Annotated in this window: 20 protein-coding genes; 11 read left to right on the forward strand and 9 right to left on the reverse strand. The window is 68.9% G+C overall.

What is annotated here, in order from left to right; genetic code table 11:
* Positions 1-170: 170 nt before the first annotated feature.
* The 6 genes from CBQ26_RS17405 to clpB all read left to right on the forward strand — a co-directional run bounded on the left by CBQ26_RS17405 (position 171) and on the right by clpB (position 8,428).
* Positions 171-1,184: a branched-chain amino acid ABC transporter permease gene (locus tag CBQ26_RS17405; protein WP_088249896.1), complete on the forward strand. Its 1,014-nt coding sequence runs from the start codon at positions 171-173 to the stop codon at positions 1,182-1,184.
* Entirely contained in the window at positions 1,181-2,824 is a 1,644-nt protein-coding gene (locus CBQ26_RS17410) for an ABC transporter permease subunit (protein ID WP_088249897.1), read from the forward strand. Before CBQ26_RS17405 ends, CBQ26_RS17410 begins: the two co-directional genes overlap by 4 nt.
* The gene (locus CBQ26_RS17415) at positions 2,821-3,630 is read left to right on the forward strand and encodes an ABC transporter ATP-binding protein (protein ID WP_088249898.1); all 810 of its coding nucleotides are present in this window, start codon (positions 2,821-2,823) and stop codon (positions 3,628-3,630) included. The genes CBQ26_RS17410 and CBQ26_RS17415 overlap by 4 nt, the downstream gene beginning before the upstream one ends.
* Entirely contained in the window at positions 3,623-4,351 is a 729-nt protein-coding gene (locus CBQ26_RS17420) for an ABC transporter ATP-binding protein (RefSeq protein ID WP_088249899.1), read from the forward strand. Before CBQ26_RS17415 ends, CBQ26_RS17420 begins: the two co-directional genes overlap by 8 nt.
* A 129-nt stretch (positions 4,352-4,480) precedes the next feature.
* A complete protein-coding gene (locus CBQ26_RS17425; protein WP_088249900.1) occupies positions 4,481-5,458 on the forward strand; it encodes a lipocalin family protein in 978 nt (325 codons plus the stop codon).
* A 411-nt stretch (positions 5,459-5,869) separates the two neighbouring features.
* Positions 5,870-8,428, forward strand: a complete 2,559-nt coding sequence (gene clpB, locus CBQ26_RS17430) for an ATP-dependent chaperone ClpB (protein WP_088249901.1) — start codon at positions 5,870-5,872, stop codon at positions 8,426-8,428.
* Positions 8,429-8,619: 191 nt separating this feature from the next.
* Here the strand turns inward: clpB and CBQ26_RS17435 are convergent, their stop codons facing one another.
* From CBQ26_RS17435 to CBQ26_RS17455, 5 genes are all read right to left on the reverse strand, one after another.
* The gene (locus CBQ26_RS17435; protein ID WP_088249902.1) at positions 8,620-9,126 is read right to left on the reverse strand and encodes an SRPBCC family protein; all 507 of its coding nucleotides are present in this window, start codon (positions 9,124-9,126) and stop codon (positions 8,620-8,622) included.
* Complete coding sequence (locus tag CBQ26_RS17440) at positions 9,123-9,476, reverse strand: ArsR/SmtB family transcription factor (RefSeq protein WP_088249903.1); 354 nt, start codon at positions 9,474-9,476, stop codon at positions 9,123-9,125. Before CBQ26_RS17440 ends, CBQ26_RS17435 begins: the two co-directional genes overlap by 4 nt.
* Before the next feature lie 123 nt (positions 9,477-9,599).
* Positions 9,600-10,118 carry a PH domain-containing protein gene (locus CBQ26_RS17445; protein WP_088249904.1) on the reverse strand — a complete coding sequence of 173 codons (519 nt, stop codon included), beginning with the start codon at positions 10,116-10,118 and terminating at the stop codon, positions 9,600-9,602.
* A gap of 4 nt (positions 10,119-10,122) precedes the next feature.
* Positions 10,123-11,505, reverse strand: a complete 1,383-nt coding sequence (radA, locus tag CBQ26_RS17450) for a DNA repair protein RadA (RefSeq protein WP_088249905.1) — start codon at positions 11,503-11,505, stop codon at positions 10,123-10,125.
* Positions 11,498-11,779 carry a DUF2087 domain-containing protein gene (locus CBQ26_RS17455; RefSeq protein WP_088249906.1) on the reverse strand — a complete coding sequence of 94 codons (282 nt, stop codon included), beginning with the start codon at positions 11,777-11,779 and terminating at the stop codon, positions 11,498-11,500. The genes radA and CBQ26_RS17455 overlap by 8 nt, the downstream gene beginning before the upstream one ends.
* Positions 11,780-11,955: 176 nt before the next feature.
* On the opposite strand from CBQ26_RS17455, the gene CBQ26_RS17460 reads away from it, so the two are divergent.
* On the forward strand, positions 11,956-12,621 hold the full coding sequence (locus CBQ26_RS17460; RefSeq protein WP_088249907.1) for a hypothetical protein: 666 nt from the start codon (positions 11,956-11,958) through the stop codon (positions 12,619-12,621).
* 46 nt (positions 12,622-12,667) lie between these two features.
* On the opposite strand, the gene CBQ26_RS17465 is transcribed toward CBQ26_RS17460, so the two are convergent.
* Positions 12,668-14,908: an ATP-dependent Clp protease ATP-binding subunit gene (locus tag CBQ26_RS17465; protein ID WP_088249908.1), complete on the reverse strand. Its 2,241-nt coding sequence runs from the start codon at positions 14,906-14,908 to the stop codon at positions 12,668-12,670.
* Positions 14,909-15,233: 325 nt separating this feature from the next.
* Between CBQ26_RS17465 and CBQ26_RS17470 the strand changes: the two genes are divergently transcribed.
* A complete protein-coding gene (locus CBQ26_RS17470; RefSeq protein WP_088249909.1) occupies positions 15,234-15,614 on the forward strand; it encodes a carboxymuconolactone decarboxylase family protein in 381 nt (126 codons plus the stop codon).
* A gap of 105 nt (positions 15,615-15,719) precedes the next feature.
* On the opposite strand, the gene CBQ26_RS17475 is transcribed toward CBQ26_RS17470, so the two are convergent.
* Complete coding sequence (locus CBQ26_RS17475) at positions 15,720-16,370, reverse strand: hypothetical protein (RefSeq protein WP_088249910.1); 651 nt, start codon at positions 16,368-16,370, stop codon at positions 15,720-15,722.
* Positions 16,371-16,804: 434 nt separating this feature from the next.
* Here CBQ26_RS17475 and CBQ26_RS17480 point away from each other — a divergent pair, with 434 nt between their 5' ends.
* The 3 genes from CBQ26_RS17480 to CBQ26_RS17490 all read left to right on the forward strand — a co-directional run bounded on the left by CBQ26_RS17480 (position 16,805) and on the right by CBQ26_RS17490 (position 19,453).
* The gene (locus tag CBQ26_RS17480) at positions 16,805-17,566 is read left to right on the forward strand and encodes an electron transfer flavoprotein subunit beta/FixA family protein (protein ID WP_088249911.1); all 762 of its coding nucleotides are present in this window, start codon (positions 16,805-16,807) and stop codon (positions 17,564-17,566) included.
* Complete coding sequence (locus CBQ26_RS17485) at positions 17,563-18,510, forward strand: electron transfer flavoprotein subunit alpha/FixB family protein (protein ID WP_088249912.1); 948 nt, start codon at positions 17,563-17,565, stop codon at positions 18,508-18,510. The genes CBQ26_RS17480 and CBQ26_RS17485 overlap by 4 nt, the downstream gene beginning before the upstream one ends.
* Before the next feature lie 193 nt (positions 18,511-18,703).
* Positions 18,704-19,453, forward strand: coding sequence for an SDR family NAD(P)-dependent oxidoreductase (locus CBQ26_RS17490; RefSeq protein WP_088249913.1), 750 nt, complete (start codon positions 18,704-18,706; stop codon positions 19,451-19,453).
* Between the two features lie 62 nt (positions 19,454-19,515).
* Here the strand turns inward: CBQ26_RS17490 and CBQ26_RS17495 are convergent, their stop codons facing one another.
* Both CBQ26_RS17495 and CBQ26_RS17500 read right to left on the reverse strand, forming a co-directional pair.
* Positions 19,516-19,956, reverse strand: coding sequence for a disulfide bond formation protein B (locus CBQ26_RS17495; RefSeq protein WP_088249914.1), 441 nt, complete (start codon positions 19,954-19,956; stop codon positions 19,516-19,518).
* 3 nt (positions 19,957-19,959) lie between these two features.
* On the reverse strand, positions 19,960-20,655 hold the full coding sequence (locus CBQ26_RS17500; RefSeq protein WP_088249915.1) for a DsbA family protein: 696 nt from the start codon (positions 20,653-20,655) through the stop codon (positions 19,960-19,962).
* Positions 20,656-20,781 lie beyond the last annotated feature (126 nt).

Here is a 20,781-nt window from a genome sequence, read left to right on the forward strand (position 1 = left end):
CAGGAGCCGGGCGCGCTTCCCGCCGGCCACGGCCAGGTCGTTCCCCTCGTTTTACCGTTCGTTTCACCGTTGAACTGCGCGTGACGGCCACGCCGTCATGCCCGCAGCGGCGCCGGACCCGGTGGTCCGGGTATCCGGATTTTCATGGGTTGTCAAAGGAGTTGGTTGTTTTGGATTTTGCGACGTTGTTGACCTTTCTGATCGGCGTGATCACGGGCGGGCTGGTGCTCGGGTTCGTCTACGCCATCATCGCGCTGGGGTACACCATGGTGTACGGCGTGCTGCAACTCATCAATTTCGCGCACTCGGAAGTGTTCGTCACGGGCGCCGTGGTGGGCTTCGAGGTCTTCCGCGTGCTGGCGCCGGTCGAGATGAACGGCTACCTGAAGCTGCTGATCGCGCTCGTCGCGGCCATGACCATCTCGGGCCTGCTGAACGTGGTGATCGAACGCCTCGCGTACCGCCCGCTGCGGAACTCGCCGCGCCTCGTGCCGCTGATCACCGCCATCGGCGTGTCGCTGATCCTGCAGGACGTCCTGCGCGTCATTGAGGGCTTCCAGGGTCGCTTCGACCTGACGTACACCCTGCCGAACGGGTTCTCCGCGCCGTTCTGCGGCGCCGAGAGCACCTGCGCGCCCGTCGGGAAGTTCCTGACCGGCATCGGCGTGAGCCTGCAGCTCAAGGACGTGATCCTGGTCGTCGTGTCCCTGCTGAGCCTCGCGGTCCTGAACTACATCGTGAACCGCACCCGCCTGGGCAAGGCCATCCGCGCCGTCGCGCAGGACCGCGTGACCGCCGGCCTGATGGGCATTGACGCCAACCGCATGATCAGCGCCACCTTCCTGATCGGCGGGGCGCTGGGCGGCATCAGCGGCGTGCTGTTCGGCATGAAGTTCGGCACCATCAACGCCTACAGCGGCTTCATTCCGGGCGTGACCGCCTTCACGGCCGCCGTGCTGGGCGGCATCGGCTCGATTCCCGGCGCGGTGCTGGGCGGCCTGCTGCTGGGCGTGCTGGAGAAACTGATCGGCGTGACAAACGTGTTCGGTGAGGTGCTGGGCATCGCGAACCTGGGCGTCATCGACGACTCGTACAGCAAACTGGGTGCCTTCATCGCGCTGGTGCTGATCCTGATCTTCAAACCCACCGGCCTGCTCGGCAAGAGCAACGTGGAGAAAGTATGACCGCCCCCACGTCCACCCCCAACCCGTTCAAGAACCTCCCACGCGCCGGTCAGCCTGACCGTACGGTCCTGCTGATGTTGTTCTTCATCATCAGCAGCGGTATCCTGCTGGCCTCGCACAACGCCCCGCTGCTGGAGTCCCTGGGGTCCCTCGGCAGCTTCCTGAAAAACCCCATCGTGGAAGCCCTGTTCGTCAGCCTGTTCCTGGCGAACGTGCTGTTCGCGTACCTGTGGAAGGCCGCCCCGTGGGCGCGGATGCTGGTGGGGGTCGGCAGTCTGCTGTTCGTGCTGCCGCTCGCCGGCCGCGAGGACACCAGCCTGCTGGACCTGAGCATCCAGATCATGATCTTCGCGGCGCTGGCGCTGGGCCTGAACATCGTGGTGGGTCTGGCGGGCCTGCTTGACCTGGGGTACATCGCGTTCTTCGCGGTGGGCGCGTACCTGTGGGGTATCTTCGCCAGCCCGCGCTTCGCGGAGGTGCTGCGCTACTACGGTGAGAATCCGGGCGCCACGAACGCCGGGACGCTCGCCATCGGGCTGTTCCTGCTGGTCGTGACGATCGCCAGTCTGGTGTACATCTCGCGCCTGACCGCCCGCACTGCCCCGACCGCCCTGTCCACCTGGAGTTTCCGACTGGCGAGCCTAGGCGCGGTCGCCGGCCTGACCCTGACCCTGCGGGCCGTGATGGTCCTGATGTCCGGCAGCGCCGACTCGCTGGAAGCCGGCATCAACCCCGGATTCTTCTGGCTGTTCCTGGCCCTGAGCATCATGGCGGCCGCCATCGTGGGCGTCCTGATCGGCCTGCCGGTCCTGAAACTCAAGGGCGACTACCTGGCGATCATCACGCTGGGCCTGGGCGAAGTGATCCGCGTGCTGGCGAACAACCTGGACCTGTACTCGGCCGGGTCGCAGGGCATCACGCCCATCGGGACCGCGTCGGTGCCGTGGTTCAACACGCTGGCCGGCGCGCTGGGCTTCGCCGAGGACCAGCACTACCTGCTGTTCCTGTACGCGCTGGTGCTGGTCGTGATCGGCGTGATCCTGCTCGTGAACGTCCGCCTGGACCGCAGCCGCATCGGCCGCGCCTGGATCGCCATCCGTGACGACGAGGTCGCCGCGCAGGCCATGGGCGTGCCGCTGATGCAGACCAAACTGATCGCCTTCGCGACCGGCGCGAGCTTCGCGGGAGTCATGGGCATGATCTTCGCCGCGAAACAGACGTTCATCAGCCCCGAGAGCTTCGTGCTGAACCAGAGCATCATGGTGCTCGCCATGGTCATCCTGGGCGGCATGGGGTCCTTCCCCGGCGTGATCCTGGGCGCGGGCGTCGTGACGCTGCTGAACCTGCGCATCCTGCCGGGCCTGGGCGAGGCGACCGCCAACCTGGGCATCCCGCAGGAAGTGAACCCCGGCCAGCTGCAACGCCTGATCTTCGGCGCGATCCTGGTCGCCATGATGCTGCTGCGCCCCGAGGGCCTGCTGCCCAACCGCCGGCGACAGCTGGAACTGCACCACGAGGACCACCAGGAAGACGACAGCGCCCAGGGCAACGCCGGCGCGCTCGGCAAGGGCGGCGGCGACGTGTACAGCGCCGGGTACGCCCCGGCCAAGGAAGACGACAAGGCAGGGGGCAGCAGGTGAGCGGCAACATCCTCGAAGTGACGGGCGTCACGAAAGTCTTCGGTGGTCTGACCGCCGTGAACGACGTGACCATGAACATCCCCGAACGCAGCATCATCAGCGTGATCGGCCCGAACGGCGCCGGCAAGACCACCTTCTTCAACATGATCACCGGCATCTACGAACCCACCAAGGGCTCCATCCGGCTGGCCGGGCGTGAACTGGTGGGCCTGCGCCCGGATCAGGTGACGGAGGCCGGCATCGCCCGGACCTTCCAGAACATCCGGCTGTTCTCCAGCATGACCAGCGAGGAGAACATCATGGTGGGCCGCCACTCCCGCCTGAAAAGCACCTTCGTGGACGCCATGCTGCGCACGAAGAAATTCCACGAGTCCGAGCAGGAAGCCAGGGACGCCGCGCGGATCATGCTGGACTTCGTGGGGCTGGGCAAGTGGCGCAACGAACTCGCCACGAACCTCCCGTACGGGGACCAGCGCAAACTGGAGATCGCGCGCGCCCTGGCGACCACGCCGAAACTGATCCTGCTGGACGAACCGGCCGCCGGCATGAACCCCCGCGAGACCGAGGACCTGAAGGCCCTGATCCGCCGCATCCGCGACGAGCTGGGCGTCACCGTGTGCCTGATCGAGCACGACATGCGCCTCGTGATGACCCTGTCCGAGGGCATCACCGTGCTCGACTACGGCTCGAAGATCAGCGAGGGCCTGCCGCATCAGGTCCGCAACGACCCCCGCGTGATGGAAGCGTACCTGGGCCGCGGCGCCGCCGCCGGCGAGTACGGGAAGGAAGAGCGTCCCCATGTCTAAGGCCACACCCATGCTGGAACTGCAGGATATCCACACGTACTACGACCACATCCACGCCCTGAAAGGCGTCTCGATGACCGTGAACGAGGGCGAGATCGTCGCCCTGATCGGCGGGAACGGCGCCGGCAAGACCACCACGCTGCGCACCATCAGCGGCATGATGAAACCCCGCAGCGGCAGCCTGACCTTCGAGGGGCAGAACATCGCCGGGATTCCCGCGCATCACATCCTGAACCGCGGCATCAGCCACGTACCGGAGGGGCGGCGTATCTTCAAGGACATGACCGTCCGCGAGAACCTCGACGTGGGCGCGTACAGCGTCACCGACCGCGCCCTGATCGAGAGCCGCATCCAGGAGGGCTTCGGGTTCTTCCCGCGCCTGAAGGAACGCGAGGGGCAGCTGGGCGGCACCATGTCCGGCGGCGAACAGCAGATGCTCGCCATTGCCCGCGCGCTGATGGTCAACCCGCGCCTGCTGCTGCTGGACGAACCCAGCATGGGCCTGTCACCGCTGTTCGTGGAGGCCATCTTCGACATCATCGTGAAGCTGAACAAGGAGCGCGGGACGACCGTGCTGCTGGTCGAGCAGAACGCGAACATGGCCCTGCAGATCGCGCACCGCGCGTACGTGCTACAGACCGGCGAGATCAAACTGTCGGGCAACGCCGCCGACATCGCGCAGGACGAGAGCGTCCGCAAGGCGTACCTCGGCGACGAGTAACGTTCAGGCACGACTGGGCTGACCCTCCGGGAAACTGGGGGGTCGGTTCGTCTATCGAGATGGCGGGGCGCCGTGTTCGCCGCCATCTGCGGCATCAGCCGGACGGCGGGTCGGTTACGCTTGATGCCGATGCGTCTGAACCTGATTCCAGTGCTGGCGGCCCTCCTCCTGAGCGGGTGCGTGCCCGTGCAGACGACCGTGAATCCGACCCAGTTGCCTGCTGCGACCGATTACGGGGCGCACACGAACCCGATGGAGTGGTGGTACGTGAGCGCGTACCTGCCCGGCGAGGGGCTGGCGCTGCACTGGGCGCAGTTCCGGGTGCGGGACCCGCGCGTGCCGTTGCCGCTGATGATCTCGCACGTGGCGGTCACGGACCTGCGGACCGGGAAACTGACGTTCCTGGAGCAGCCTGCCGGGACTGGCGAGGTGACCTCTCCCCCGTTGCGGGTGCGGCAGGGGGCGTGGACGCTGACGCAGGCGGGCCCGGAGCCGACGGCGCCGCTGAGCCTGAAGGCCGGCCCGCTGGACCTGACGCTGACCCCCGTGAAGGGACCGGTGCTGCACCCGCCGGGGTACAGCGGCAGCGCCGACACAGGCGTGCTGTTCTACCAGGGAATCACGCGACTGGACCTGACCGGCACCGTGAACGGGCGCGCCGTGCAGGGGCAGGCGTGGCTGGATCACCAGTGGGGGAATCAGATACCGGGGCAGACGGCGCTGTGGGACTGGTTCAGCGTGCATCTGAACGGTGGGCGGGACCTGATGGTGTACCGCGTGCGCCGCCCGGACGGGAGCGTGGCGCAGCTGATCGGCAGCGTGGTGGAACCGGACGGGCGGGTGCGGGCCGTGCCGGGCCTGCGGGCCGAGCCGGGCGAGGTGTGGACCAGCCCCAGCGGGCGCCCCTACACGCTGGGCTGGCGGCTGGTGTCGGACGAGTTCGACCTGAGCGTGCGGGCGCTGCGGCGCGAGCAGGAACTCCTGAGCCGCAGCACCCGCATCGCGTACTGGGAAGGACCCATTGAGGTGTTGGGCGTGTGGGCCGGAGAGCAGGCCAGGGGGACCGGCATGATGGAACTCGTCAGCGGAACGTGGACGCCTCGGTAGGCGGGCGACTCTGTTCTATGCAGGACCGTGAGGCTGCTGTGGTCACGCGCTTCGTCCGGTGTCTGTTCAGTGGGTTGCCGGGTTCCACCGGGCTCTATCGTGTGCAGGCTGATACGGACTGCCGTTTGTTTCGCCAACAATCCAGAACTTCACTGGATTGCCGGCTCCACGTCCGGCAGCCCGCTGTTGCTCCTTCTCGCTTCGCTCGGATTGAACGGGCTGTGCAGCCCATTCAATCGGAGTCCGCATGACTTTCCGTGTATGGGTCGCTGAACGGGTGGGCGGCTGGTGGGCCGGGGTCGCCTGGGTCACGATCATTGATCCGCAATAAACTTGACATGACCTGACTCAAGTTTCAGAATGAGGGTAGTTGACCCAGCACCCACCCACCCATCCCCGGAGGTTCCAGACTTGAATCCCGACCGTTTCACCGAGGCCACCACCCAGGCCGTGCAGCAGGCGCAGACGCTCGCGCAGCAGCGCGGGCACCAGAACCTGACGCCCACCCACGTCCTGCGCGCCCTGACCGACAACGACACCGCCGTGCGCGCCCTGACCCTGGCCGGCGGCAACCTGACGGATATCCGCGCCGCGCTGGACGCCGAACTGGCCAAGCTCCCGCGCGTGCAGGGCGGCGAGGGTCAGCTGTACCTCGACCCGGCCCTGGCCCGCGCCTTCGGAAAGGCCGACACCCTGGCCGGGCAGCTGGGCGACGCGTTCGTGGCGGCCGACGCACTCCTGCTCGCCCTGCGCGGCGAGTACCGGGGCCGGGGCCTGCCGACCGAGACCGATCTGAACCGCGCCGTGACCGAACAGCGCAAAGGAAAGACCGTGACGACCAAGACCAGTGAACAGCAGTTCGACGCCCTCGCCAAGTACGGCACCGACCTCACGCAGCGCGCCCGCGACGGCAAGTTCGACCCCGTGATCGGCCGCGACGAGGAGATCCGCCGCGCCATGCAGATCCTCCTGCGCCGCACCAAGAACAACCCCGTGCTGATCGGCGAACCCGGCGTGGGCAAGACCGCCATCGCCGAGGGGCTCGCGATCCGCATCGTGAAGGGCGACGTGCCGGACGGCCTGAAGAACAAGCGCATCGTCAGCCTGGAGATGGGCAGCCTGCTCGCGGGCGCGAAGTTCCGCGGGGAGTTCGAGGAACGCCTCAAGGGCGTGATCGACGAGGTGATCGGCTCGGCGGGCGAGGTCATCCTGTTCGTGGACGAGATCCACACCATCGTCGGCGCGGGCAAGACCGAGGGCAGCCCCGACGCGGGCAACATGCTCAAACCCGCCCTGGCGCGCGGTGAACTGCACCTGATCGGCGCCACGACCCTGAGCGAGTACCGCGAGATCGAGAAGGACCCCGCCCTGGAACGCCGTTTCCAGCCGGTGTTCGTGAACGAGCCCAGCGTCGAGGACACGATCAGCATCCTGCGCGGCATCAAGGAGCGCTATCAGGTCCACCACAACGTGGAGATCACCGACCCGGCGCTGGTCGCCGCTGCGGGGCTCTCGCACCGCTACATCACCGACCGGCAGCTGCCGGACAAGGCCATCGACCTGATCGACGAGTCCGCCGCCCGGCTGCGCATGGCGCTGGAGAGCAGCCCCGAGCGCATCGACCAGCTCGAACGCCGCAAGCTGCAGCTGGAGATCGAACGCGAGGCCCTCAGGCGCGAGAAGGATCAGGACAGCCAGAACCGCCTGCTGGACATCGAGGGCGCCCTGAAGGGCCTCACCGACGAGCTGGCCGACGTCCGCGCCCGCTGGGAAGGTGAGCGGCACGAGGTCGCCGCGCTGCGCGAGAAGCGCGAGTCGCTCGATCAGGTGCGCACCGACATCGAGAAGGCCCGCCGGGACTACGACCTGCAACGCGCCGCCGAACTGGAGTACGGCACCCTGCCGCAGCTGGAGAAGGAGGTGCACGAGCTGGAGCAGAAGCTCAAGGGCGCCGAGTTCGCGCACACCCAGGTCACCGAGGAGGACATCGCCTCCGTGGTCAGCCGCTGGACCGGGATTCCCGTGAACAAGCTGATGGAGGGCGAACGCGAGAAGCTGCTGAAGCTGGAAGAGCAGCTGCATGGCCGCGTGATCGGTCAGGACCGCGCCATCGTGAGCGTCGCGGACGCCATCCGCCGCAGCCGCGCGGGCCTCAGCGACCCGAACCGCCCGCTGGGCAGCTTCATGTTCCTCGGGCCGACCGGCGTGGGCAAGACCGAGCTGGCCAAGGCCCTGGCGGAGTTCCTGTTCGACAGTCAGGACGCCATGGTCCGCATCGACATGAGCGAGTACATGGAGAAACACACCGTCGCCCGCCTGATCGGGGCGCCTCCCGGTTACGTCGGCTTCGAGGAGGGCGGCCAGCTGACCGAGGCCGTGCGCCGCCGCCCCTACGCCGTGCTGCTGTTCGACGAGATCGAGAAGGCCCACCCGGACGTATTCAACGTGCTGCTGCAGGTGCTCGACGACGGCCGCCTGACCGACGGGCAGGGCCGCACCGTGGACTTCCGCAACACCCTGATCATCCTGACGAGCAACATCGGCTCTCCCCTGATCCTGGAGATGCAGCACCGGGGCGACAGCGCGACCGACATCCGCGACGCCGTGATGGGCGAGTTGCAGGACCACTTCCGCCCCGAGTTCCTGAATCGCGTGGACGACATCATCGTGTTCGATGCGCTGACCGCCGCCGACCTGCACAGGATCGTGGACATCCAGATGCGCGGCCTGATCAAACGCCTCGCCGAACGCCGCGTGAGCCTGCACCTGAGCGGCGCCGCGAAGGACCGACTGGCCCAGATCGGGTACGACCCGGCCTTCGGCGCCCGCCCCCTCAAGCGCGCCATCAGCCGCGAGATCGAGACGCCGCTGGCCCGCGAGATCCTCCAGGGGAACGTGCCCGACAGCAGCAGCCTGACCGTGGACTACGACGGCACGAACTTCACGTTCCAGACCGGCGCGCTGAACTGAAGTGGACTCCGGTGGAATGGTTTGCGAAAACCGTTCCATCCGAGCAAAGCGAGTAGGAGCCAAGAGGATTCCGGGCGTGGAGTTGGCAGATCGGTGGGGTTCCGATCTGCCGACGAAACAGACGGAATCCGCACGATAAGGCAACGGGCAGCGGCTCCCCCGATGAAGGTGGGAGCCGCTGCCCGTTCTGGTCAGACGAGGTGTTCGGCGAGGCGGTCCCAGGTTTCGGTGATGCCCTGAAGCATGCCCATGTCCATGACCGCCTGCAGGTCCTCCGGGCGGACGTACGTGGAGCGGCTGGTGACGCGGGTGCCGCCGGGAACGGCCTCGAAGGTCAGGTCGGCCAGCGTGGCGGGCATCTGGTCGTTGACCGCGCCGTGCTCGTCGCTGAAGTGGTCGGTATACGTCAGGCGGGTGGGCGCCTCGATGCGCTCGTACACGCCCAGGCCCCAGCTGTTCATGCCGTGGAAGTCGCCCTGCGCGGGGTCGGTGCAGGTCATGCAGTAGTGCCAGCGGCCGCCGGGGCGCAGGTCCACCGTGCAGTGCGTGAGGGTCCAGCCGCGCGGTCCCCACCAGTGCTTCAGGTGCTCGGCCTGCGTGAACGCCGCGAAGACCCGGTCGGGCGTGGCGGCGAAGGTGCGTTCCAGCACGAGGGTGCGGGCGTCTTCGATGCGGTGGTCGAGCGTGGCGTGCGTCATGGGGAACCTCCGGGGTCGGTGGGGTCGGGTGCGGGGTCTTCGGGTGGGAGGGTGCGTAGGTAGTCGTCCAGCCGGTCCAGCCGCTCCTCCCAGAGGGGGCGGTAGCGGGTCAGCCAGTCGTCGAGGTCGCGGAACGGGGTGGGGCGCAGGTGGGCGATGCGGCGGTTGGCCTGGGGTTCCATGTGGACCAGTCCGGCGTCCGTGAGGACGCGCAGGTGCTTGGAGGTCTGCGGCTGGCGCAGGCCGAGCCGTTCGGCGATCTCGCCGACGCTGTGGGGCCGTTCGCGCAGCAGTTCGACGATCTGGAAACGGTGCGGGTCGGCCAGGGCGGTGAAGGTGTGGTGGTTCAAGCGGCGCGTGACCTCCTTCTGATGCGTTCGTTATGAACAGATTATGCCATAGAAGGAATATTCCTGTCAAGGCATATAACGGGTATCAGCACTGCCACTCCCGTTCAGCCCTCCGGGGACAGATCAGTCCAGCACGGGCACGCCCCGCGCGGCGAGCGCCCGCGCGAAGGCGTCGGGGTCGGCGGGCGTCAGGTAGTACGGCGTGCCGCCCCGCTCGACGATCAGGCCGCCGCGCGTGTTCGACGCGATGGCCTGCACGCTGCGGTACCCGGCCCCCGTGAAGGTGTAGTTCCCGGTGTAGTAGCCGGGCAGGCCCACCCCACCGACCCGCAGGCCCAGCCCGGCGTCGGTGCGGCGCACCCGCAGTTCGCGGTACGGCCACTCGAAGGTGCCGGAGAAGCGGCTGACGCGCAGGCCCGTGTCGGTCAGGGTGTACGCGAGGCGCCTGGGCACCTGCGCGAACAGTGCCCCCAGTCCCACGCCCAGCAGGGTCAGGGCCACGCTGCCCGCCACCGGCAGGGGCTTATCGGCGCCGTCGTCCGGAATCCAGGCGGTCACGATCAGGAGCAGGGGCACCAGCCACACCAGCGCCCGGAACCAGACGGGCGAGGTGGGTGGCGCGGCCGACAGCGGGGCAGTCATACCCTCAGGTACGCTCGGCGGCGGCGCGGGGTTTCCGGCTGCCAGTGCCGGTGCTGCCCTGCCAGACCTGCGCGACGGCTTCCTCAACGCTCTTCACACCGTTCGGGTGGCCGTCCAGGCCGGGCGGCACGATCAGGCGGGTGTACCCGGCGCGGCGGGCCTCCTCGGCGCGGCGGATGGAGGCGACGGTGGAGCGCACCTCGCCCGCCAGGCCGACCTCGCCGAACACGGCCACGCTGTCCGGCAAGGCGCGGCCCACCACGGCGGAGTACACCGCGAGCGCCACCGCGAGGTCTAGGCCCGGATCGGGCACCTTCAGGCCGCCCGCGAGGTTCACGTACACGTCCAGGCCGCCCAGCGTCAGGTCCAGGCGGCGTTCCAGCACGGCCAGGACGACGTCCACGCGGCGGGCGTCGAGGCCCACCACGACCCGGCGGGCGTTCGGGTACGGCGTCTTGCTGGCAAGCGCCTGCACTTCCAGCAGCATGGGGCGCTGCCCGTCGATGGTGGCGGCCACGACGCTGCCGGGCACCCCGACGGGCCGCTCGGCCAGGAACGCTGCCGACGGGTTCTCGACGGCGATCAGGCCCTCGCCGCGCATCTCGAACACGCCCAGTTCCCCGGCCTGCCCGAAGCGGTTCTTCACGCTGCGCAGCAGGCGGTACGACCCGACCGTCTCCAGGAAGACGGTGGTGTCCACGATGTGCTCCATGACTTTCGGTCCGGCGACTGTGCCGTCCTTCGTGACGTGCCCCACGAGGACGGTGGCGGTGCCGGTTTCCTTGGCGGCGCGGGTCAGCAGGGCGGTGCCGTCGCGGACCTGCGCCACGCCACCCGGCGCGCCGTCCCCCTCGACGGTCACGGTCTGGATGGAATCCACGATGCACAGCGCGGGCTTGTGCTCGGCCATCAGCGCCGCCACATGTTCGGCGCGGGTGTCGCGGGTGAGCTGAATCTCGGCCTTCACGCCCAGCCGGTCGGCGCGCAGGCGGATCTGCTCCAGGGATTCCTCGCCCGCCACGTACAGGACCGTGCCGCCCCCCGCCGCGACCTTATCCGCGACCTGAAGAAGCAGGGTGCTCTTGCCGATGCCGGGCTCCCCGCCGATCAGCGTGACGCCCCCGGCGACCAGACCGCCGCCCAGCACCCGGTCGAGTTCCGGAATCCCGCTCGGGGTGCGGGGCTCCTCGCGGCGTCCCACCCCGGACAGCGGCGTGAGGCGGCCGCCCGTGATGCCCCCGTACGCCCCGCCGCGCGCGGTGGTCGCGGCGGCCGGAACTTCCTCCTCGAAGGAGTTCCACGCCTGGCAGTTCGGGCAGCGGCCCAGCGGTTTGGCGCTGGTGTACCCGCAACTGGTGCAGACGTAGTTCGTGCGGGCTCTAGCCACGCGCGCCGGGGCGGCCGTCCGCCCGCCAGTACACGCCGTCCCCGCTGGCCAGGTAGTCGCTGTCGACCAGTTCCGTCAGCAGGAAGCTGGGGTCCTCCAGGGTGCTGTGGTCGGCCAGGATCTGCTCGACCTGCCCCTGGTCGTACGACACGCCGGGCTCGAACAGTCCGGTCAGGTAGTCGAGGATGGCCAGCTGGTGCGCGCGGCGGCGGTCGCTGGGCCACCCGGTGATGCGGCCGTATTCGTCCTGAAAGTCGACAATGCTCTTCGTCATGACCGCCATGGTACTGGACAGGCGGCGGGCGGATGGTTCCCGGACCCCGCATTGACGCGCCCGCCCCGCGCGGGGAACGATGGACGCACCCCACGCCGGGCGCGATCACGGCCCGATCACGCCCTGCCGCGCAGACTGCCCCCATACCCGCCCAGACGCGGGAAAGGAGAGTCCCCATGAACCAGCGTGCCCGCACCCTGACCGCCCTGTCCCTGTCCGCCGCCACCCTGCTGGGCGTCGCGGTGGCCGCGACCACCAGCGTCCGCTTCTTCATCAACGGGCGGGCCACCGCGAACGCCATCAGCGTGAACGGCACCACGTACGTCCCGGTGTCCGCCCTGAAGGCCGCCGGGCTGAACGTCACCACCACGGCGGGCCGCGTGGACCTGAACCTTGCGGCAGGCGGGCAGAATCAGGTGGCGGCCGTCAGCGGCTGCCTGGGCGAGACGCTGTTCAACGGCGTGTGGCGCTTCCGCGTGACGGACGTCCGGGCCGTGCCCAGCACGTACAACAACCGCCCCGGCTTCGAGATCACCGCCGAGGTCCGCAACGCCACCGGGCAGAGCCTCGACCTGACCGGCACCGGCTTCGGCCTCACGAACGTGAACCTCGCCTTCGCGGACGGCACCACGACCACCGTCGAGAGCGTCGCCCAGAACCGTGACGGCTGGGACCACAACCGCGCCGTCATGCCCGCCGGGGCGTACGCCATGCGGGCGCAGGTGCCCGGCAGGGGCACCCCCACGAAACTGGTGTACCTGCGCGCCGGCAACGTGAAGGCGGGCCTGCCGTGGAACACCCCGGACCCCGCCTTCCGGGTGGACCTCACCTGCCGGAAATAAACGAGGAAGAGCCCCGGCTGATGCTGGGGCTCTTCTGCTGAAGAGGTTACGCGAGGATCTGACGGGAGGCGGCTTCCTCGCCCTTCTCGAACTGGATGCCGCCCTCGCCCAGCACGACGCGCAGTTCCTCGCCGTGGTTGCTGGTGAGTTCCAGCGCCAGCGGGTCCTCGAGCTCCTCGCGGACGAGGGTGCGCAGCTGCCGGCTGCTGCCGACGGCGTGCTTGGGACTGCGGGCCTTGAGTTTCCCGACCAGCCACGCGGCGATGGCGGGGTCGAAGGTGACGGTCAGTTCGCGGCTGGCCAGCTCCTCGCGCATCTCGCCCATGAGCTGCTGCGCGACCCGCACGAGTTCCTCCTCGCCGAGGCTCTTGAAGCGGATGACCTCGTCGAGGCGGTCAAGGAATTCCGGGGTGAAGATGTTGCGCAGCGGGGCGTTGCTGTCCGGCGTGACCGGGCTGAAGCCCACGGTGGGCGTCACGTTGAAGCCGGTGTTGCTGGTCATGATGATGATCGTGCGGCGGAAGTCCACGGTGCGGCCCAGTCCGTCGGTCAGGCGGCCGTCGTCGAGGACCTGCAGGAAGGTGTTGTACACGTCCGGGTGGGCCTTCTCGATCTCGTCGAGGAGGATCACGCTGAACGGCTGGCGGCGCACGGCTTCCGTCAGGCGGCCGCCCTGCTCGAAGCCCACGTAGCCGGGGGGCGAGCCGATCAGTTTGCTGACCGAGTGGCTTTCCTGGAATTCGCTCATGTCCATGCGGATCAGGCTACGTTCACTGCCGAACAGGCTGCGGGCCAGCGCCTTGGCGAGGTGGGTCTTGCCGACCCCGCTGGGTCCGACGAACAGGAAGCTCGCGGCGACGCGGGTACGGCCGCCCAGGCCCACGCGGGCGCGGCGCAGGGCGCTGGACAGCGCGCGGATGGCGTCCGGCTGGCCGTACACCTGATCCTGCAGGTTGCCTTCCAGGTCGCCGAGCTGCGCGGCCGTCTCCTCGGAGTAGATGCCGCCCATGGAGTTGATGACGCTCTCGATGTCCTCGCGGGTCACGTACGGTTCGCCGTCCTCGGTCTCCGCGACGGGCAGGCCGACACTCATGTTCAGGCGCACGCGGCTGGCGGCCTCGTCGATCAGGTCGATGGCCTTGTCCGGGAAATTGCGGCCCGGCAGGGACCGTTCGCCGATGCGCACCGCGAGCTCCAGCGCCTGCTCGGGGATCTGCACGCCGTGGTGCTCCTCGTACTTGGGTTTCAGTCCGCGCAGGATCTGCAGCGTCTCGGCGGGGCTGGGTTCCAGCACGATGACCGGCTGGAAACGGCGTTCCAGGGCGGCGTCCTTCTCGATGTAGCGGTGGTACTCGCCGGTGGTGGTCGCGCCGATCACCTGGATCTCGCCGCGCGACAGGGCGGGCTTGAGGATGTTCGCGGCGTCCAGCGTGCCCTCGGCGCCGCCCGCACCCACCAGGGTGTGCAGCTCGTCGATGAAGGCCATGACCTTCGCGTTGCGCAGTTCCTCGATGATCTGCCGCAGGCGTTCCTCGAACTCGCCCCGGTACTTGGTGCCGGCGACGACGCCGCTCAGGTCCAGGCTGACCAGTCGCACGTTATGCAGGTTGGGCGGGGTGCGCTTCTCGTGAATGGCGAGCGCCAGCCCCTCGACGATGGCGGTCTTGCCCACGCCGGGGTCGCCGATCAGGACGGGGTTGTTCTTCGTGCGGCGCGTGAGGATCTGCGTGACGCGGCGGATCTCCTCGCTGCGCCCGATCACCGGGTCGAGTTTGCCCTCGCGCGCCCACTTCGTCAGGTCACGGCCGTACTCGTCGAGGAAGGGCGTGGCGACCGGCTTGGCGGGTTTGCTGCCCGCGCCCTCGCCCTGCGCGAGGATGCGCCAGCGGATGGTGTCCACGTCCTTGGTGAGTTCCTGAAGGATGCGGAAGGCCACGCCGTCACCCTCGCGGATGATGCCCAGCAGGATGTGCTCGGTGCTCGTGACCTGCGCGCCCAGGTTGCGGGCCTCGCTGGACGCGAGTTCCATGACGCGCCGGGCGCGGGGCGTGATGCTGGGCGCGTCGTTCAGGCGGTTGCCCTCGCCACGCCCGATGATCTCCTCGACGCGGCGGCGCAGGCCGTCCAGGGACGCGCCGAACTCTCCGAGAATGCTGGCGGCCGTGCCACCCTCGCGCATCAGGCCCAGCAGCAGGTGCTCAGGGCCGACCATCGCGTGGCCCAGACGGTTGCCTTCCTCGCGGGCATAGTGGAACACGAGGCGGGCGCGGTCATCGTATCTGTTCATGGGTGACCCCCAGGGGCGGAAAAGCGCGACAGTCACGTTACCGGGTCGAACGGAAGATCACAGGTCGCTGGAGCGAACGGAGGAATACAGGGAAAACCTGACTGCCTGCGGCAGAACGGGGGACCGGATTTCTGAACGCCTACGGGACAGCCTGAGTGTAGAGTATCCCCACCCCACCCACCCAGGCAGGTGAAACCTTACGATCTGCGCGCGGCGCGCCCGACCACCGGTCCCACCTGCCGCCACTGTAGCCGCGCCGCCCTGACGGGACTCTTGCCAGGTCTGGGCAGCCGCTCCCACCGGCCGGCCGCGCTACCCTGCCCGTATGACCGACCCCGACTCCCCGCGCGCGCGGGACGTGATCTTCGGCACCCAGCAACCCCGCATCCAGCAGCGGCTCGACCGGCTGGACCCCGACCTGGGCGCGTACATCCGCGACTTCGCGTACGACACCGTGTACGACCGCCCCGGCCTGGACCTGAAAAGCAAGGAGCTGATCGCCTGCGCGCTGCTCGTGTCGCTGGGCAGCCCGCCCGAACTGCGCACCCACATCCGGGGAGCCATGAACGCCGGCGCCACCGAGGACGAGGTCCGCGGCGCCCTCATGATGTGCGTGCCGTACCTCGGGTTCCCCCGCACCGTGGCGGCCTTCGAGGTTCTCCGGCAGCACCTGAACGCCCGGACGGACGCCGACCCGTCCCCGTAACCCCGGCTCACGCGCAGCCAGCTGAATGGATCGAGCGCCGACCTCCGCAGGGGGGCCGACGCTCGGTGAGTGATTCCTACCCGGCGGGGGCCGGGGCAGGCAGGATCAGAAGTTGTAGGTCACGCCCACGCGCGCCTTGAAGTTGGTGCCGGGGCGCACGAAGCGGTTGTCGAGGGTGTCGTACCCGGCTTCATTCGGAGCGAAGGAGTCGCTGCCGCCCGTGCTGGTGCTCGTGTTGATGTTGCTCTTGAAGTAGTGGTCGACGCCCAGGTCGCCCACGAGGCCCAGGTTGCCGGTCAGGGCGTAGTTGACCATGGCGCCCGCGCCGATGCCGAAGGAGTTGCTGCTGTAGGTGACGGAGCCACTGTTGCCGTAGCTCTCGGTGGACTTGAAGGCGCCGTAGCGGCCGCCGCCGTACAGGGTGGCCTGCACGCCGGGGGCGACTTCGCCCAGGCCGTACGTGGCGTCCACCGAGGTGACGGTGTGGCTGCCAGATTCGGTGGCGCCGTTGGCCTTGGCGGCCGAGAAGGGACCGGCTCCGATGTCGCTGCTGTCGTTGATGGCGTCGGCGGCGCGGGTGGTGGCCACGCCGACCTTCACGCCGACCGGGCCGGCGACATTGGGGGTCAGGACGAAGATCTCGCCGCTGAGGCCGCTGGCGTAGCCGCCGGTCAGGCCGAGTTGCACGCCGCTCAGGGACTGGGCGCCGGCGGTGGCGGTGAGGGCGAGGAGGGTCAGGGGGATGAACGTCTTCATGAGGCTAGGTTCCGCCGTGACCATGAGAGGCTTCCCTGAGCCAGTTGACGGGAACTTTAAGGAGGTGCCGGACATGAAGGCCCGGCCGGGGGAACCTGAAGGGGTGTTCAAGGCGGTGTGGGAGGGGGTGGCAGGATCCGGGCGTGTCGGGGACGGTATGAATGGCGGTGCGGACGGTGGGGGTGAGCTCTCATGCGGTGGGGTGTCCGGGATGCCTGAGCGTGAGGGCCGGTGCTGTGGGCGGGGTGGGCGCTAGGGTGGGGTCAGCCGTGGTCTGGGGGCTGGTGGGTCTTCCCTGTCGCCGGGTCCTCTGCTAAACTTGAACCAAGTACAATTTGTCATGCTGGGCGCGTCTGCCCTCAGGTGCCTGAAACCGAACCTGACCTGAACCGACACGTCACCGGACACCCCCACCCCGATTCACTGGAGGACCCATGAACATCCTGACCCTCGTAAGACAAGTTCCCGACGCCGAGGCCCGCATCAAGATCAGCGGCCAGACCGTCGACCTCGAAGGCGCCACCCTCGTCATCGACGGCATGGACGAGTACGGCGTGGAAGAAGCCCTGCGCCTGCGCGAGAGCGGCGCGCCCGTCGAGCAGATCATCGCGCTGGCCGTCGGACCCAAGAAGGTCGAGGACGCCCTGCGCACCGCCCTGGCCATGGGCGTGGACCGCGCCATTCACGTCGAGACCGACGAGAAGTACGACGCCGTGACCCTCAGCCGCGTCGTCGCGCAGGTCGCGCAGGCCGAGAACGTCACCCTGATCCTCGCCGGCGGGCAGGAAACCGACTGGGACTCCCAGGCCCTCGGCGCCGCCAGCGCCGAACGCCTCGGCTGGCCCCAGCTGACCTGGACGAACGAACTGAAACTCGACGGTGACACCCTGACCGGCCGTCACGACGTCGACGACGGCAACGAGAGCTTCAGCGCCACGCTGCCCGCCGTGGTCACCACCCAGCAGGGCCTGAACGAACCCCGCTACCCCACCCTGCCGAACATCATGAAGGCCAAGAAGAAGGAACTCCGCAAGGACGACCCCGCCGCATACCAGCTTCAGGGCAAGGTCCGCAGCGTCAACGCCGAGATCCAGACCCGCGCCCGCCGCAACACCATGATCGACGGCAAGGACCCCCAGGCCGCCGCGCAACAGCTGCTCGAACTGCTTCGCAACGAAGCCAAGGTGATCGCATGATTCTGATCGTCGCTGAACACACCGCCGGGAAACTGGCGAAATCCACCCTGGAAATGGTCACCGCCGCCCGCGAGTCCGGCCGCGAGGGACCCGTCACCCTGCTCGTGCTGGGCCAGAACGTCGCCGCCGTCGCCACCGAGGCCGCCGCCGTCGCCGATCAGGTGCTCGTGGCCGACCTGCCCCAGCTGGCCGCGTACAACGCCGAGGTCTGGGCGGCGGCCGCCACGCAGATCGCGCAGGAAGGCGAGGCGCACACCATCATCATCGGCGGCAGCCGCTCCGGCCGCGAGTACGCCCCCCGTGTGGCCGTGAAACTCGACGCGCCGTACCTCGAGGACGCCATCGCGCTCGGCAGCAACGGCGCGGCCCTCCAGGCGCAGCGCTACACCTACCTGGCCCGCGTGACCGAGACGGTGGAAGCCGACGGGACAGTCGTCGTGACCGTCAAACCCGGCTCGTTCGCGCCCGCCGCGCCCGCCGCCACTCCCGGCGAGCAGTACGACGTGGAACTCGACCTGCCCGCCCCGCGCGTGCAGGTGACGGGCCGCAGCGTCGAGAAGAGCAGCCGCGTCGCGCTGACCGAAGCCGAGGTCATCGTGACTGGCGGCCGTGGCGTAGGCAGCACCGAGAACTTCACCCGTTACGTCGAAGGCCTCGCCGACGCCATCGGCGCGGGCGTGGGCGCCACGCGCGCCGTCGTGGACGCTGGCTGGCGCCCCTACGCCGAGCAGGTCGGCCAGACCGGCAAGACCGTGCAACCCAAGGCGTACATCGCCCTGGGCGTCAGCGGCGCCGTGCAGCACCTGAGCGGCATGGGCAAGAGCAAGAACATCATCGCCATCAACAAGGACGCCGAGGCGCCCATCTTCAAGGTCGCGGACTACGGCATCGTGGGCGACATCAACGAGATCGTGCCCGCGCTGATCGAAGCCAGCCGCAAGTAACCGGGAAATGGGGGGGTGGGCCGGTGGCTGACCGTCGCCCCGCCGCCCGTCTCCCCATGAAGGGCCCGCCGACGCGAACGCCGCCGGCGGGCCTTCCCTCTTGCCCGCCTTCCTGCCGCCCACTCCCCTCCTCCACTTGAGCGTGTCTTAGCGTTCGTACCTTCCGCGCGGCGCTGTCCGTGACACTGGGGGTATGACGGACGTATCGCATGGAGTGGTGGTGACGGGCGCCGCGCGCGGGATCGGGCGGGCGGTGGCGGAACTGTACGCAGAGCGTGGGTGGCGGGTGCTGAGCGCGGACGTGAACCTGCCGCCGGTCCTGCGTGGCCAGCGGCGCGTGAAGGCGGATGTCAGTACCGCCGCCGGACGCGAGCGGATCGTGCGGGCCGCGCGCGAGATGGGCGGCGTGCAGGTCCTCGTGAACAACGCGGCGTTCCAGGGCGCGCACGGCAGCGTGCTGGACGTCAGCGAGCGCGGCTGGGCGCGGACGCTGGGCGTGAACCTGACGGCGCCGCTGCTGCTGACGCGGGCGCTGGTGGACCTGCTGCCGCGCGGCGCGGCGGTCGTGAACGTGGCGAGCGTGCAGGGCCTGTTCGCCGAACAGGGCAACGCGGCGTACAACGCCAGCAAGGGCGGTCTGGTGAACCTGACCCGCGCGATGGCGCTGGACCTCGCGCCGCGCGGATTGCGGGTGAACGCGGTCGCGCCCGGCGCGATCAGCACCGAGGGGGTGCTGGAGGCCATCGCGGACAGCGAGAACCCCGAGCAGACCCGCCGGGACTACGAGGACCTGCACGCCCTGCGCCGCCTCGGCACGCCGCAGGAAGTGGCGAAGGTCGTGTACTTCCTGGGCAGCGACGAGGCCAGTTTCCTGACCGGCGCGATCGTCCCCGTGGACGGAGGCATGACCGCGTCGTTCATGATGGCGGGCCGACCGGTCTAGGCGGGAGGCGGGGCGGAGGGGTCCTTGACCGCACCCCGCGCCCCGCCTCCCGCACGCCTCCTTCAGATGCTGCGGTTTCGCCGCCAGCTCAGCAGGCCGATGATCAGGATGAACGCGGTCATGCTGAGGACCGGGATGGTCAGGATGGTGTTCAGGCCGGCGAGCGCGCCGCCGCCCCACAGCGGCCAGGGAATGTCGCAGGCGACGGTGGTGGCGTCGGCGGTGCAGGCTTTCAGAACCGGGATCAGGCCCCAGTCCTCCAGATTCTGGATCAGGGCGATGACGGCCCCGACGCCCGCGAGCGGCAGGGCGTACACGCGGGCGTTCAGGTCGCCGCGCAGCGCGCCGATGCCCAGGATGACGGCCAGCGGGTACATGGCGATGCGCTGGTACCAGCACAGCACGCAGGGTTTGAATCCCAGGATGTTACTGAAGTACAGGCTGCCCAGCGTGGCGATCAGGGCGATCACCCACGCGGCGTACAGGCGGTTGTCGCGGCTCACGGCTTACTTGCTGGCGGCGTCGATGGCGGCGCTGACGTCGGCCAGCAGGTAGCTGCCCTGGCCGCTGCCGTTCAGGACCTGCTTGCCGTTCACGAACACGGTGGGCGTGGAGTTCACGCGGGCGTCCGTGACCTGTTTCTCGTCGGCGTCCACGCGGGCGGCGGTGGCGTCGGTGTCCAGGCAGGTGGCGAACTGGCCCTGGTCGATGCCCTCGACGTTCCCGGCGAGGTCCTTGAGGCGGGTCTTGGTGGCCCAGGCGGTGCTCTCGTCACCCTGCGCGCGGAACAGGATGCTCTTGAAGCTGCCGAAGGCGTCGTTGCCGCCCTGGTCGTACACGCACTTGGCGGCCTGCGCGGCGAACTTGCTGTCGTCGACGGGCAGGCGGGCCACCTCGGACAGGAACGGCCAGACCAGCGTGTACACCTTGGCCTTGCCGGTGTCCACGTAGTTGGTCTTCAGGCCGGGCGCGACCGTCTCCTCGAAGGTCTTGCACACGGGGCACTTGAAGTCCTCGATGACGACCACGCTGACGGGCGCGTCGGCCTGACCGGCGAAGGGCTGCCCGGTCAGGTCGAAGTCGCCGTTCAGTCCGGCGCCGGGGGCGGGCTTGCCGCGCACGGCGACCAGGGCGAGGGCGATCAGGGCCACGGCGATCAGGGTGCCGATGACGAGGATGGTGCGGTTGGAGTTGCTGTTCATCTTGCCCCGGAGTGTAACGCGCCGCCATGAGACGGTCACGCCGGACCCGTCCCAGGCGGGTGGCCGGGTGGGTGGTTGGACGGGTGGCCGGGCCGGACCGCAGCAGGCCGCCGCTTCCGGAGTCGG

It is taken from the genome of Deinococcus indicus (genome assembly GCF_002198095.1).
Classification (GTDB): domain Bacteria; phylum Deinococcota; class Deinococci; order Deinococcales; family Deinococcaceae; genus Deinococcus; species Deinococcus caeni.